The sequence below is a fragment of the Streptomyces violaceus genome (genome assembly GCF_036014075.1).
Classification (GTDB): Bacteria; Actinomycetota; Actinomycetes; order Streptomycetales; family Streptomycetaceae; genus Streptomyces; species Streptomyces violaceus.
Map to the genome: position 1 here is coordinate 1,918,209 of NZ_CP107911.1, position 13,609 is coordinate 1,931,817.

The 13,609-nt window shown below is 70.8% G+C and carries 11 protein-coding genes; 6 read left to right on the forward strand and 5 right to left on the reverse strand.

Translation table 11 applies throughout. The annotated features are described in order from the left end of the window. Positions 1-4: 4 nt before the first annotated feature. From cyc2 to OG542_RS08635, 4 genes are all read right to left on the reverse strand, one after another. The gene (gene cyc2, locus OG542_RS08620; RefSeq protein ID WP_328409621.1) at positions 5-2,167 is read right to left on the reverse strand and encodes a germacradienol/geosmin synthase Cyc2; all 2,163 of its coding nucleotides are present in this window, start codon (positions 2,165-2,167) and stop codon (positions 5-7) included. 104 nt (positions 2,168-2,271) lie between these two features. Next, positions 2,272-3,456 (reverse strand): damage-control phosphatase ARMT1 family protein, encoded by a 1,185-nt coding sequence (locus tag OG542_RS08625; RefSeq protein ID WP_328409623.1) that lies wholly within the window; start codon positions 3,454-3,456, stop codon positions 2,272-2,274. 44 nt (positions 3,457-3,500) lie between these two features. Continuing rightward, a complete protein-coding gene (locus OG542_RS08630; protein WP_328409625.1) occupies positions 3,501-4,148 on the reverse strand; it encodes a ScbR family autoregulator-binding transcription factor in 648 nt (215 codons plus the stop codon). A gap of 258 nt (positions 4,149-4,406) precedes the next feature. Continuing rightward, positions 4,407-6,206 carry a S8 family peptidase gene (locus tag OG542_RS08635; RefSeq protein WP_328409627.1) on the reverse strand — a complete coding sequence of 600 codons (1,800 nt, stop codon included), beginning with the start codon at positions 6,204-6,206 and terminating at the stop codon, positions 4,407-4,409. A 352-nt stretch (positions 6,207-6,558) separates the two neighbouring features. Between OG542_RS08635 and OG542_RS08640 the strand changes: the two genes are divergently transcribed. Next, complete coding sequence (locus OG542_RS08640; protein WP_328409629.1) at positions 6,559-7,455, forward strand: lytic polysaccharide monooxygenase; 897 nt, start codon at positions 6,559-6,561, stop codon at positions 7,453-7,455. Positions 7,456-7,473: 18 nt separating this feature from the next. On the opposite strand, the gene OG542_RS08645 is transcribed toward OG542_RS08640, so the two are convergent. Further along, positions 7,474-8,115, reverse strand: a complete 642-nt coding sequence (locus OG542_RS08645; RefSeq protein ID WP_328409631.1) for a Tat pathway signal sequence domain protein — start codon at positions 8,113-8,115, stop codon at positions 7,474-7,476. Positions 8,116-8,751: 636 nt separating this feature from the next. On the opposite strand from OG542_RS08645, the gene OG542_RS08650 reads away from it, so the two are divergent. The 5 genes from OG542_RS08650 (at position 8,752) to OG542_RS08670 (ending at position 13,481) form a co-directional block, all read left to right on the forward strand. Further along, positions 8,752-9,423 carry a DUF6230 family protein gene (locus OG542_RS08650; RefSeq protein ID WP_311128329.1) on the forward strand — a complete coding sequence of 224 codons (672 nt, stop codon included), beginning with the start codon at positions 8,752-8,754 and terminating at the stop codon, positions 9,421-9,423. After that, the gene (locus OG542_RS08655) at positions 9,423-9,878 is read left to right on the forward strand and encodes a DUF6114 domain-containing protein (protein ID WP_328409634.1); all 456 of its coding nucleotides are present in this window, start codon (positions 9,423-9,425) and stop codon (positions 9,876-9,878) included. Before OG542_RS08650 ends, OG542_RS08655 begins: the two co-directional genes overlap by 1 nt. A 143-nt stretch (positions 9,879-10,021) precedes the next feature. Continuing rightward, positions 10,022-11,278: a cytochrome P450 family protein gene (locus OG542_RS08660; RefSeq protein WP_328409636.1), complete on the forward strand. Its 1,257-nt coding sequence runs from the start codon at positions 10,022-10,024 to the stop codon at positions 11,276-11,278. Positions 11,279-11,448: 170 nt separating this feature from the next. Further along, the gene (locus OG542_RS08665) at positions 11,449-12,264 is read left to right on the forward strand and encodes an SAM-dependent methyltransferase (protein ID WP_328409638.1); all 816 of its coding nucleotides are present in this window, start codon (positions 11,449-11,451) and stop codon (positions 12,262-12,264) included. Between the two features lie 212 nt (positions 12,265-12,476). Continuing rightward, positions 12,477-13,481 (forward strand): substrate-binding domain-containing protein, encoded by a 1,005-nt coding sequence (locus OG542_RS08670; protein ID WP_193476640.1) that lies wholly within the window; start codon positions 12,477-12,479, stop codon positions 13,479-13,481. The last annotated feature ends 128 nt before the right edge of the window (positions 13,482-13,609 follow it).

Here is a 13,609-nt window from a genome sequence, read left to right on the forward strand (position 1 = left end):
CGCCTCAGCCGAGAGCGGGCACGGGCACGGCGGGGGCCCGGTCCGGGAGGAAGCCGTGGGCGCGCCGGGCCAGCCAGTGGGCCTTGTAACGGTCCACCTCGCGGTGCCAGTTCAGGATGCCCGCCATCCAGTTCTGCAGATCCGTCACGTACTCCCCCATGATGGCGCGTGCCTCCTTCGAGAGCTGGAAGTCCTCGTACAGGACGGGCAGTTCGTGCTCGACCACGTGCTCGAACTGCCGCATGCGCTGGCTCATGAGGTCGTGCACGATGCCGAGCGCGGCCGGGTAGTCGCAGCCGAAGAAGGACTGCACGACGAGGATCGCGTTGTGGATCTCGCCCTCGTACTCGATTTCCTTCTGGTACGAGAAGACGTCGTTGATCAGGCACGCGAAGTCGATCGCGGCGTTCTCCAGGGAGCGGACCGGGCCGCTGCGGTAGACCTCGGGCGGGACGGCCGGGCCATGACCCATCCGGCACAGGCTGAGGGTGAGGTCGGAGCCGAAGGTCGAGCGGCGCATCTCCAGGTAGTCGACCGGGTCGGGGACCCGGTTCTGCATCTGGTTGGACAGCTCCCAGACCCAGCTCTCGGTCATGACGTTCACCGCGTCCTTCAGGGTGCGCCGCGACTCGGGCGTCATGTCCGCGGTGGTGCGCAGCCACAGGTCGACCAGGCCGCGCTCCATGGCGTTGGCCGGGACCGGCGCCTGCTCGCCGGCGACCGGCATGCAGTCGGACAGGCGGGCCGTGGTCAGCCGGGCGGCGGCCAGGTCACGGCGGTGGCCGTAGACCAGCGGGTAGTAGTCGTCGCCGTAGGTGCCCCAGGCGAGCCACTGCGCGCTGAGGTCGAGTGCCTCGGGTGTGGCGTCGGGGTCGAGGCCCGCCGAGCAGAGCGGGAGGTCGTAGGCCCTGAGTTTGTCCTCGTCCCAGACGCCCTCGGCGAGGATGCCCATGCGGTCCACCCAGTGGCGCAGATTCCGGCGGGCGTTGTCGAGGTGCGGGCTGAGTCCCAGCGGGAACGGCATGCGGATGTCGGGGATCCGGGACGGCCCGACCTTCTGGTACGGCACGTGCGTGTAGGAGCGCAGCCGCTCGGCTCCGGCCGAGGCGAGCAGGGCGCGCACATCGGCGGCGGAGGTGCCCATGCCGCTGCAGCCCGGCCAGGGCTTGCTGCCGCGCGCGTTCTCGTTCATGTAGCGGCTGGAGCGCATGTGCCACTCGTGGCCTCCGGACTGCCAGTCCTGCAGCCCCTTCGTGTACGCCGCGACGGCCGCCACCTCGTCCGGGGTGAGGCCCTTGTCCAGGGCCACAGCGGGCACTTCGGTGAACGCCGTGTGCTCGAACTGGTGGAGGCGGGAGGTGAGGACGTCGTTGACGGTGTCGGCGGCCTCCTGGGTGGTGCAGCCGAAGAAGGTCTCCAGGACGAGCACGCCGTTGCTGAGCTCGCCCTCGTCCTCGACCTCCCGCTGGTAGGAGAACAGGTCGTTGCGCAGATGCACGGCGTCGGAGAACGTCTCCATCAGCACCCTCAGCGGCCTCGACCCGGCGACGGCGGCGGGCACTTCGGCGGTCGCGTACTCCACGAGCCCCGCCGACCAGGGGGCGCCGCCCACCTTGCGGCGCATCTCGATGTACTCGACGGGGTTGGAGATCCGCCCCTCGTTGATGTTGGACAGCTCCCACATGGACTCGTTCAGAAGGTGCTCGGTGGCCACGGCGAAGCGGCGCCGCCAGCCCTCCGACATCTTCGGCACGGTGCGCGCCCACAGATCGGCGAGGCCCGCCTCGACGGGGTTCACCGGTTCCGGTACGGGAGTCGAGAGGTCCAGCGGCATGAACAGCGGCAGCCGGTCCAGGTGGGCCTTGCCGGCGAGGCGGTCCTGGCTGCGCTTGTACATCTCCAGGAAGTGGTCGTCGAAGAAGAAGACCCAGACGTACCAGTCGGTGATGAGGGAGAGGGCGGGGCCGTCGCAGTCGGGGTGGGTGTAGGCGCAGAGCAGGCCGTAGTCGTGCGCGTCGAGGTCGGCCTGCTCCCAGACGCCGGATCCCTCCAGCATGCCCATCTCGCGAGCCCACTGCGACGAGTGGGCGCGGGCCTCGTCGAGATGGGGGTTCAGCCGCGCGGGGTGCGGCATGTAGAAGTGCGGGAGTTCGAACGGCTGCGTCATGGCCGGGCCCTACCCGGCGCCCCACGGCGGCATCCACGGGGCGGGACATGATCACACCATCGCGTGAATCGGGAGCGAACGCGGGAACTTTGAAAGCGGTCGGCCTACCCTGGCGTCCTCACCTGGATCAGCGCGTGTGTGCCGCTGGTGCGCCAGCGCTGATCCTCCGCCGCGACCAGTTCCGCCTCCGTACGGCGGTCGAGGCCGGTGATCACGTCGGACTTCAGGGTGCGCAGGGCGGCGACCGGGCCGGGGAAGTACGCGGTGACGTCCGTGAAGGAAGTCGTCGGGGACCAGAGCCGGTCGCCCACCAGGCGGCGGTAGTTGAGGTCGCCCTTGACGATGGTGAGCGTGGCCGAGGCGAATTCGGCGCGCAGGTCCCCAGGCATCTCCTCGTAAGGCAACGGGGCGCTGGAGAAGGGATGGGCGCGCAGGATGAGGCGGCCTTCAGCCAGGGCGGACCACAGGTGGCGTCCGTGGTCGGCGGCCGCTCCCCCGGCACCGGTCAGCCGGCGCAGTGCGTCGACGACGTCGGCGGTGGTGGCGTCGGAGACGTAGTAGGGGTACGGCTTGACGTGCAGGACCGCCCGTCCGATGCGGCCGTGGGCCAGGAGGTGGGCGATGAGCAGCAGGTCGGGTACGAGTTCGCGGCCCGCGTTGTCGGCGACCAGGCACAGGGTGCCCGTGCCTGTGCCGCCGAGCAGGGACCACAGCCGGTCACTGTCGTCGGCCACCAGACCAGGGGCGGCGTCCGCGTCCCGTGCGCCCTCGGCGGAGAGGCGGAAGCCGAGGTCGGCCCGGTTGCCCCAGAGGGAGCCGTGCAGCAGGGCCTGTGCCTGTTCACCGGCGGGCCGGTTCGCGAGGTCGTCGAGCGCGGCCAGTTCCTCGTCGGTCTCGGCGGAGTCGAGTTCGGCCAGTTTGAAGGGGCGGAAGGGGTCGATGCCCTGCCAGGGGCCCGGGCCGAAGTAGCCGACGGCCTGGAGCAGTCGGCGGTAGAACCAGCTCTCGGACCACAGCCACGGCACGTCGAACCAGGAGCGGCCGGTGTACTCGCGCAGCCCCCAGGTCCCCCAGAGGTCCCGGTCGTGCGCGTCGGCGGGGAGCGGTTCGATCTCGCCCTTGGTGCAGTTCGCCAGCAGGTCGTCGAGCGCGCGGTGCTGCCCGGATTCGTAGGGGAAGGCCTCGCGGACCTGCCGGATGATCGCGGGGTGCCGCTCGGCCAGCACGCTGTGGGGGAACGAGCCCGGCTGGTTGCCGAGGAGCAGGGGTGCGGAGGGGGTGTCGGGCATGCGGCTCACCGTAGCGCGCGGCCCTCATGCCCGGGTGGGGCCCGTCAGACCGGCGCGATCTCCCGCTCCAGACGGGCCGCCAGGCTGAGGTAGCGGGCGCGGCGGGTCACCGGGACCAGGCTGCGGAGGAGTATGTTCCACATCTCGGCCGTCCTGCGGGGCTGCCGCGCGACGGGCTCGCGGGAGCGGCCCACGACCCGGGTGCCGACGAAGAAACAGACCAGGGAGTGGGCCACGACGTCGATATCGATGTCCGGGTGGACGTCGGATTCCTTGACCGCGCCGACGAGCCGGTTCGTGACGATGTCCAGCCACTCCGTGAAGGGGTGACTCAGCGGCGGCCGCGGCTGGATCCCGCCCGTGGCGAGCCGCAGGCCGGCCCGCAGGACCGGGTCCTCGACGGACTTGCGGGTGATGCCGAACGTGAGGCGCATCAGCGCCTCCAGCGAGGTGTGGCCGCGGTTGTCGGTCTCCGTCGCCAGCCGGCGGGCGGTGTGCGACTGGAGTTCGAGGATCGCGTGGGCGAGATCCTCCTTCGCCGCGAAGTGGAAGTACAGGGCACCCTTGGTGACCTGAGCGTGCTCCACGATGTCGCTGAGACTGGTCGATTCGTAGCCGCGACGGTCGAACAGGTCAGCGGCGGCTGTGATGATCGTCGAGCGGGTCTGCTCGGCTCGCAACTGCCTCGCCATCGGCTGAACTCTCCCGGGACGGAAATGAACGGGTCATGCCGTTTGTTTTTACCCCCCGTACACGATAACTCACCCTCAGACGGCGTTCATCACACCAGTGTGCCGGAGTGCGGGTGCACATCCGGCAAAACAATCGCAACTGGTGAAAGAAAACAGCGCGTTCGGTATCTACCTGTGGGAGTTGTGCGGGCAGACGTAAAGGCGGGCCGGCCGGTGCCCCATCCGCACCGGTCGACCCGCCCGCTTGGTGATGGCGAATCAGAAGGTCAGCTTCCAGCTGTTGAGCGTGCCCGTGTCCTGCGCCGCCGTGTCCTGGACGCGCAGCTTCCAGGTGCCGTTGGCGGTCTCGCTCGACGCGTTGACCGTGTAGGTGGTCTTCACGTCGTCGGCGGAGTCCGAGGCGGCGGACTTCAGGCGGTACGTCGAACCGTCCGGCGCGACGAGGTCGATGACGAGGTCGCCACGGTAGGTGTGGGTGATGTCGACGCCGACCTGGAGGGCCGAGGGGGCGTTGCCGCTGCGGCCGGTGACGTTGATCGGCGACTCGATCGCCGCTCCGTTGTCCGGGACGGCGACGGCGGTGGTACTGGAGAAGGTCGTGCCGGTGGACGTACCGCCCTTGACGGCCTGGACCGTCTTGGCGGCGTCCGCGAGGCCGGCGCCGCAACCGCCCGAGCAGGTGCCGGGCAGGGTGCGGGCGTTGGCCTTGATGGCCGACTCGATCTGAGCCGGGGTGAGGGCGGAGTTGGCCGACTTCATCAGCGCGGCCAGGCCCGCGACGTGCGGGGTGGCCATGCTGGTGCCCTGGTAGTAGGCGTAGTTCTCGCTCGACGGCGTCTTGGTGCCGGAGTTCAGCGTGGACAGGATGCCGTTGGCGGTGGAGGTCCGGGTCTCGCCGCCGGGGGCGGAGATGTCGACGAGCGAGCCGTAGTTGGAGTACGAGGCACGGCTGCCCGCGCGGTTGGTCGCGGCGACGGAGATGACGTTGTTGCAGTTCGCCGGGGAGGAGTTGGAGACGTTCTGGTTCTCGTTGCCGGCCGCGACGACGACCGAGGTGCCGCGGTTCACCGCGCCGGTGATGGCGCTCTGGGTGGCGGTGGAGCAGGCGCCGCCCCCGCCGAGGCTCATGTTGATGACCTTGGCGACGTTGGTGTTGGCGGGAACGCCGGAGACCGTGCCGCCGGAGGCCCAGGTGATGGCGTCGATGATGTCGGAGTCGTAGCCGCCGCACTTGCCGAGGACGCGGACCGGGGAGATCTTCGCGCCGTAGGCGATGCCGGCGACGCCCTTGCCGTTGTTGGTGGCGGCGGCGATGGTGCCGGCCACGTGGGTGCCGTGCCAGGAGGAGCCGGAGGCCGGGATGCCCTGGCCGCACTCGTTGGCGTTGTACCAGTCGCCGGGGTCGGCCGGGTTGCTGTCACGGCCGTTGCCGTCGACGGAGACGGCGGTGTCGGAGATGAAGTCGTAGCCGCCGACGATGTTCGCGGCCAGGTCGGAGTGGGTGACGTAGCCGGTGTCGATGACGGCGACGGTGACGCCGCTGCCGGTGGTGGTGTCCCAGGCGGCCGGGACGTTCATGCCCGCGGTGGACTCGAACAGGTCCCACTGCTTGCTGTAGTCGGTGTCGTTCGGGGTGACGGCCGTCGGCTTGTTCAGGCGGTCCGGAACGACGTAGGCGACCTGCGGGTCGGCCTCGTACTGGGCGACGACGTCGGCGACGGACGTCCGGGTGGGGTTGGTGCCCAGCTCGACGAGGGCCGCGCCGGTGCCGAGGCGGCGCTGGAAGTCGACGTCCTCGCCCGTCTTCTCGGCCTTGGTCTCGGCGTCGGCGGCGGCCGCCTTGTTGGACTTGGCCTCGGCGGCGCCGGACTTGTAGCCGACGATGAGCCGCTCGGCCGGGGCGCCGGGCGCGGCCTCGGTGAGGGCGGCCGGGACGGCGGCGGGACGGGGTGCGGACTCCTGGGCGACGGCGACCGAGGCGGGGGCGGCGGTCAGCAGGGCGGCGGAGACGACGGCGACGGATATCAGCTTCCGTCTGAGCTCTGGGGAGGTACGCACGGTCGTTGCCTTTCGTGGCCTGACTCCGGGCTGGGCGGAGCGGCGGTGGAGTCGCTTCGTCGTCGAAGCGGAGGGGGGTGGTTCGAAAAGCGACGCGATGGCCGGCCAGGCGCAGAGAAGGCGAGCGGACCGTTCGGGGTTACCTGTGGGTCGGCTGTGGTCGAACGATAGGCAAAGGGAAGGTCATCGGGATACGGGGGAAACCCTCGATCGGGCCGGAAACCCACCCTCTATGGCGGGCAGTTGGGCGCGCCTGGCCCTTTTCGAACGCGCCGTGCGCGGTGAACGCGCCGGGGCGGTTTCCCGTACTGCACTACCGACGTTGCCGCCCCGGCCGAGGAGACGCAGAGGGATGCCTCGTACGACCGCACACCGCACCGCACTCGCGGCCGCCCTCGTGACCCCGCTGCTGCTGCCACTGTGGGCCGCCGGGCCGGCAGGGGCGCACGGCGCGCCGACTGATCCGGTGAGCCGGGTGGTGGCCTGCTCCCCCGAGGGCGGCGATCGCGCCGGCTCGGCGGCGTGCCGCGCGGCCGTGGCCGCGAACGGCGCGCCCTTCACGGCCTGGGACAACCTGCGGCTGGCGAACGTGAACGGCCGGGACCGGCAGGTCGTCCCCGACGGGAAGCTGTGCAGCGGCGGGTTGCCCGCCTACCGGGGCCTCGACCTCGCCCGCGCCGACTGGCCGTCGACCCGGGTGACGCCCGGCGCGACGCTGACCATGCGGTACGTCTCGACGATTCCGCACACCGGCACGTTCCGGATGTACCTGACGAAGCCCGGCTACGACCCGGCCGGGCCGCTGTCCTGGTCCGACCTGCCCGAGAAGCCGTTCGCGGAGGTGACGGACCCGGCCCTGACGGACGGCGCCTACCGCCTCGAGGCGACCCTGCCGTCCGACCGTACCGGGCGGCACGTGCTGTACACGGTGTGGCAGAACAGCAGTACACCGGACACCTATTACTCGTGCTCGGACGTGGTGTTCCCGGAGAAGGACACGGAGGACACGGTGCCCCGGGAGAGGACGGAGCGGAAGGCGAACAAGAAGGAAGACAACAAGGGGGCGAAGGAAAGGGAAGGGCCGGGGGAGAACGCCGCCGGCCCGCAGCCGCAGGGCGACCACACGCCGGTGGCCGCCACCTCCGGCTCCGGCCCGGGCCCTTCCACGCCCATGCTGGCGGGCGGCGCCGCGGCGGTGCTGTTGCTCACCGGCGGCGCCGCCCTGGCCGTACGACTACGGCGACGCTGAACTACCGCTGACGGACGGTCAGTTGACGTTGATCGCGACACCACCCTTGGTCACCGGGGCGTACTTGGCGGTGAAGAAGGCGTTACTGAAGCACAGCGACGAACCGGACGTCTTCGTGAACTGCTGCTTGGTGAAGGCGATGCTGTGGTCGGCGTTGCTCGCGGTGCCGGTCAGGCTGGGGGCCTGGTAGACGCAGGTGATGGTGCCGAGGAGGGTGCGCAGCTTGACCGTGGACTGGATGGCGGAGCTCGCGCCCGGGGTCACGGAGACGGTGCCGTCGGAGGACACGCTGGTGGCGTAGGGCAGGTTGTCGACGGTGATGCCGCTGACGCCGAGCACTCCGACGACGTTGGTGGTACAGCCGCTGGTGTCGAAGGTGTGTGAGGCGAGGGACTCGGTGGCGGTGCCGGGAGCGGCCGGGTTGGCGGTGACCTTGGCGGAGAACGCCGACGAGGCGCACGAGATTCCGCTGGTGCCGGTCGCGCTGGAGTAGAAGGTGGCGGCGGTGCCGCTCGCCAGGGACGCGTCGAGGACGTCGCCGACCGCGACGGCCGCACCGTCGGTCGTGGTCAGGACCGGGGTGTCGGCCGCCGAGGCGGGGGTGGCGAGGCCCAGGGCGGCGACGGTGGCGGTGAGGGCGATCAGGGTGCGTGTACGCATGCGGGTGTACCTCTTTCGGAAGCGAGGGTGAGGGGGGAACGCGCGTCGGCGTGCGCCGTTGCCGGCCCGTCACGCCTTCTCCGTACGTGACGGGCCGGCAACGGCAAACCGGTCACCGGCCGGAGGCACGCACGGGAACGCGGCTCCGGCCGGACCGGGCGGGGGGGTGGCTGGTGGCGCGGCTCCAGAGGAAGCGGCCGTGCCGTGGAGGATCGGACTCGGGCGATGGAAAGCCCGTGCGGAACGCACCGGGCGGCGAGATGCCCGTCCGGGACCGGGGGTCCGGGGCGCGCGGACGGCGCCGCGCGGTGGATCCGGCGCCACGGATCCGGTGAGACGAGGAGAGTTGTAGACCTACCGGCCAGTCAACGTCAAGGCATTGCAGGGGAGTTGTGCGTGCGCTGAGGGTTTCTGAACGCCATTGACTCACATGCGGCGCACATTCCACACTCTTTGTTCACACTTCCCTTGACCCTTCATGTAACCCCCGGTAACTTCCGAGTCGGCTACTGCGGCGTAACGAGAAAACCCTTGCAACCGCCGGGAGTTGCGGGGAGACGTACGTACGCGGTCGGTGTCCGCGCCAGGGCAACGTGCCACCGAAGTCCGATCCGCACCGACGCACCTGGAGCAGACATGACCTCCTCCGCCGAGCACACCCCCGAAAGACCGGACGGCCCCGCCGCCGTGGACGTCGGTGACGTTCCCGCGCGCCGCGGGCGGGTCCGGGCACGCCGGGCCGCGGTGATGGCGGTGCCGGCCACCCTGGTCGCCGCGGGCCTCGCGGTCCTCACCGCCGAGGGGGCCCTTGGCGTGCAGTTCGCCATCTCCGGCATGCCCTTCACGGTCACCGCCACCGAGCTGAAGGGCAACGGCTTCGCGCAGTTCGGCGGCCTGGACGAGATGGCCGAGGGCAGCCCCAACGCGGGTGAGACCGGCGGCCAGGTGCTGGTCGTCACGTCCGTGATCAAGGACGCGACCCTCACCAAGCTGTGCCAGAGCGTGGACCTGGGCGGCACGAACCTGATCATCAGGGCGGGTGAAGGTGCGAAGAAGGTCCGGGCCACCGACCTGACCACGGACTCCACGCAGCTCTCGGGCGACGCGGCCTTCACCAACATCGAGATCGGCAACGACGCCAGCAAGCTCAACAAGGCCGGCCCGCTGGGCAAGGGGCCGATAGGCGTCTTCAGCCAGCAGTCCGACACCGTGCGCATCAAGAACCTGAGGCAGACCAACTACGCCACCACGGCCGGTGTGTTCAAGCTGCCCGGGCTGAAGCTGGGCTTCAGCGAGTCGGGCTGCTGATGCCCGGCGGCTCACACGGGACGTTCCGGCCCGCCTTCCGCCGGTGGCGGGCGGGCCGCCCCTTCTGGGGCGGGCTGCTGCTCGCCCTGGGCGGGGCGGAGGTCCTGCTCACCCTGAAGGCGTCGCTGGACGTCATCCTGCACGTCGGCATGCAGGGTCTGGCCGGCTATCTGTTTCCGGCCGTGATGCTGCTGTGCGGCGTACTGATCCTCTTCAACCCCTCCCAGCGCCTGTTCTACTCGGTCATCGGGGTGCTGGTCTCACTGGCGACCTGGATGACCTCGAACCTGGGCGGCTTCTTCGTGGGCATGCTCCTGGGCATCGTCGGCAGCTGCCTCACCTTCGGCTGGCTCCCGGACCAGGAGCCGCGCGTCAGCCGGCGGCAGCGCAGGAGGGCGGCCAAGGCCGCGGCCGTGGCGCGGCCCCTGGAGCGGGAGGCCGGCCAGACCGTCTGAATCGGGCCAGTGCTCCCCTTCAGGCCAGTGATCCGCCACCCCCTGGCGTCGCCCGGCCGCGGCCACTTGGCTGGACGTGTCGCGCTCTCGCCCACGAGGCGGGCGCGCGGCGTACGAACAGCCTTCAGCCCAGGGAGAGTCCGATGGATCAGACCCACCCGATTGTGATCGACCCGACCGGCCGCGACATCCACGGCGAGGCGACCCGGATCCGCGAGCGCGGACCCGTCACCCCCGTCGAACTCCCCCACGGTGTCCCGGCCTGGGCGGTCAGCAGCACCCCGCTTCTGAAACGGCTGCTCACCGACCCGCGGGTGTCGAAGGACCCGCGCCGGCACTGGCAGCGCTGGATCGACGGCGAGGTATCGGCGGACTGGCCGCTGTTCACCTGGGTCGCGGTGCAGAACATGTTCACGGCCTACGGCACCGACCACAAACGGCTGCGCGCCCTTGTCTCCAAGGCGTTCACCGGCCGCCGCACCAACGCGCTGCGGCCACGGATCGAGGAGATCACCGCGGCGCTGCTCGACCGGGTCGCCAAGGCCGGGGCCGGCGGTGGAGCGGACGGCCACGCGGTCGATCTGCGGGAGGAGTTCTGTTACCCGCTGCCCATCCAGGTCATCGGCGAACTGCTCGGACTTCCCGAGGAGTTGGGGGCCGAGCTGCGGGTCGTGGTGGACGGCGTCTTCCACACCTCGGCCGACGCGGCCGAGGTCGCCGACATCTACGCCCGGTTCTACGCCGTCCTCGGTGAACTCGTCGCCGCGAAGCGGGCGGCGCCCGGCGACGACCTCACCTCCGCGCTGATCGCGGCCCACGAGGAGGAGGGCGGCACGCGGCTCAGCGAGCAGGAACTGCTCGACACACTGATGCTGATGATCAGCGCCGGTCACGAGACGACGGTCAACCTGCTCGACAACGCTGTCCACGCGCTGCTCACCCACCCCGACCAGCTCGAGCACGTCCGCAGCGGGCGCGCCTCCTGGGACGATGTGATCGAGGAGACCCTGCGGGTCGAGGCACCGGTGGCCAGCCTGCCGCTGCGGTACGCCGTCGAGGATCTGCCCCTCGGTGAACTGGGCGGCCCGGACGGCGCGGTGATCCGCAAGGGCGAGGCGATCCTCGCCGCGTACGCCGCCGCCGGACGCGACCCGGAGCATCACGGCCCGGACGCCGCCGTCTTCGACGTCACCCGCGCCGCGAAGGACCATCTGGCCTTCGGGTACGGCGTCCACCACTGCCTGGGCGCCCCGCTCGGCCGGCTGGAGGCGCGCGTGGCCCTGCCGGCCCTGTTCGCGCGGTTCCCCGGCCTCACCCTCGCCGTACCGGCCGAGGAGCTGCGGCCGGTGGACTCGTTCATCTCGCACGGCCATCGGACGCTGCCGGTCCTGACGGGCTGACGGGCACCGCGGAGGGCGCCGGATCCCGGAGACCCGGCTCTCCGGAGGCCGGTCCCCCGGCGCCCTCCTCGGAAAGCCGTTTCTTCCCCCGCGGGGCCATGAGTGATGGAATCGCGCCCATCGGTCCGGCTGTGGTCGGTGACAGGCGAGTTGCGTACTGGGAGGCCCGGATGCCGGAGCACCGCATCGACACCGAGAGCGCGCACTCCGCGCGGATCTACGACTACATCCTCGGCGGCGACGACAACTACCCCGCCGACCGGGAGGCGGGCGACGCCATGTGCCGCGAATGGCCCGCCCTGCCGGTCCACATGCGGGCCAACCGCGACTTCATGCACCGCGCCGTGCGGTATCTCGCCGCCGAGGCGGGGATACACCAGTTCCTCGACATCGGCACCGGCATCCCGACCCCGCCCAACCTGCACGAGATCGCCCAGGCGGCGGCCCCGGACGCGCGGGTCGTCTACGTCGACAACGACCCGCTCGTCCTCTCCCTCTCCCAGGGCCTGCTGGCCGGGACGCCCGAGGGCAGGACGGCGTACGTCGAGGCGGACATGCGCGACCCGGCGGACATCCTCGGCGCCCCCGGGTTCCGGGACACCCTCGACCTGTCGGAGCCGGTCGCGCTGACCGTCATCGCGATCGTGCACTTCATGCTGGACGAGCACGACGCCGTCGGCATCGTCCGCCGGCTCCTCGACCCGCTGCCGTCGGGCAGCTGCCTCGCGATGTCCGTCGGCACCGCCGACTTCGCCCCGGACGAGGTCGGCCGCGTGGCCCGGGAGTACGCCGCGCGCGGCATGCCGATGCGGCTGCGCACCCTCCCCGAGGCGGCGGAGTTCTTCGAGGGCCTCGACCTGGTGGAGCCCGGCATCGCGCAGGTCCACAAGTGGCGCCCGAACCGCACGGACGGTACGGAAAACTCCGGTCTCGGGATCCGGGACGAGGACATCGCGATGTACGGGGCGGTGGCGCGCAAGCCGTAGCCGGGGAAGAGGCCCTGACCTCGCCGTTCGGCCCGTCGGACGGATCATCACGATGCGGCAGCATCAACTCACGGCTTGTGGCCGCTCACTTGACGACCAGTGGTCACACACGGTTGGCTCCGAGCCAGCGAGAGTCATCGGGTCGTGCGGTTTTCGGCCCCGCTGTGCTCTCACCCTGCTCTTGCTCGGCCGCACAGCGAGGTCCACCCCCCATGAACACTCCTCCCCCGCAGCCCACCACCGTGAGACTCTCCCGAACCGTGGCCCTGGCCTCCGCCGCGTGTCTGCTGGTGTCCGGCTGCTCCGTCCTCGGCGCGGCCGACGACGCGGCGGATACGGCAGACACGTCCGGCGGCGGGATGAAGGTCGCCCTCGTCACGCACGGCGGCAAGGGCGACGCCTTCTGGGACCTGGTGCGCAGAGGCGCCGAGACGGCGGCCGCCAAGGACGGCATCGACCTGACGTACGCCGGGGACTCCGACCCGGCCGCGCAGGCCGCGCTGGTGCGGGACGCGGTCCGCGACAAGGTCGACGGGATCGCCGTGACGCTGGCCAAGCCGGCGGCGATGAGAGGCCCGGTCGCCCAGGCCAAGGCGGCCGGCATCCCTGTCGTCGGGCTCAACTCCGGCATCGACGCCTGGCGGCCGACGGGACTCCTGGAGTACTTCGGCCAGAACGAGTCCGTCGCGGGCCGGGCCGTCGGCGACAAGCTGGACGAGGTCAAGGCCAAGCACGCCCTGTGCGTGGTGCACGAGCGGGGCAACGTGGCGCTGGAGGCCCGCTGCGCCGGCGTGCGGAAGACGTTCCGCGGCGACACCGACAACCTGTACGTGGACGGCGCCGACATGAACGCGGTGACCGCCACGATCGCGTCCCGGCTGCGACAGGACTCGAGCATCGACGAGGTCGTCACCCTGGGCGCCCAGTACGGGCTCAGCGCGGTCAAGGCCGTCGAGCAGGCCGGCAGCAGAGCCGAAGTGGCCACCTTCGACCTCAACAAGGACCTGGTCAAGGCGGTCCAGGACGGCGATGTGCAGTTCGCCGTGGACCAGCAGCCGTATCTGCAGGGCTACCTCGCGGTGGACGCCCTGTGGCTGTACCGCACCAACGGCAACATCAGCGGCGGCGGGACGGCTCCGGTGCTCACCGGACCCGCGTTCGTGACCAGGTCGAACGTGTCCGTTGTGGCCCGGTTCGCCGCCGCCGGGACCCGGTGACCGGACACTTCCTGTGACGGTGTCGCCAAAGATTCGGTCAGGCCCGGTTCGCACGCCCACTTGTACGGATAACATCCTGCGCATCCCATGTGCCGTGCCCGGCACGCCCCCACCCCCGCGCCCGTCCC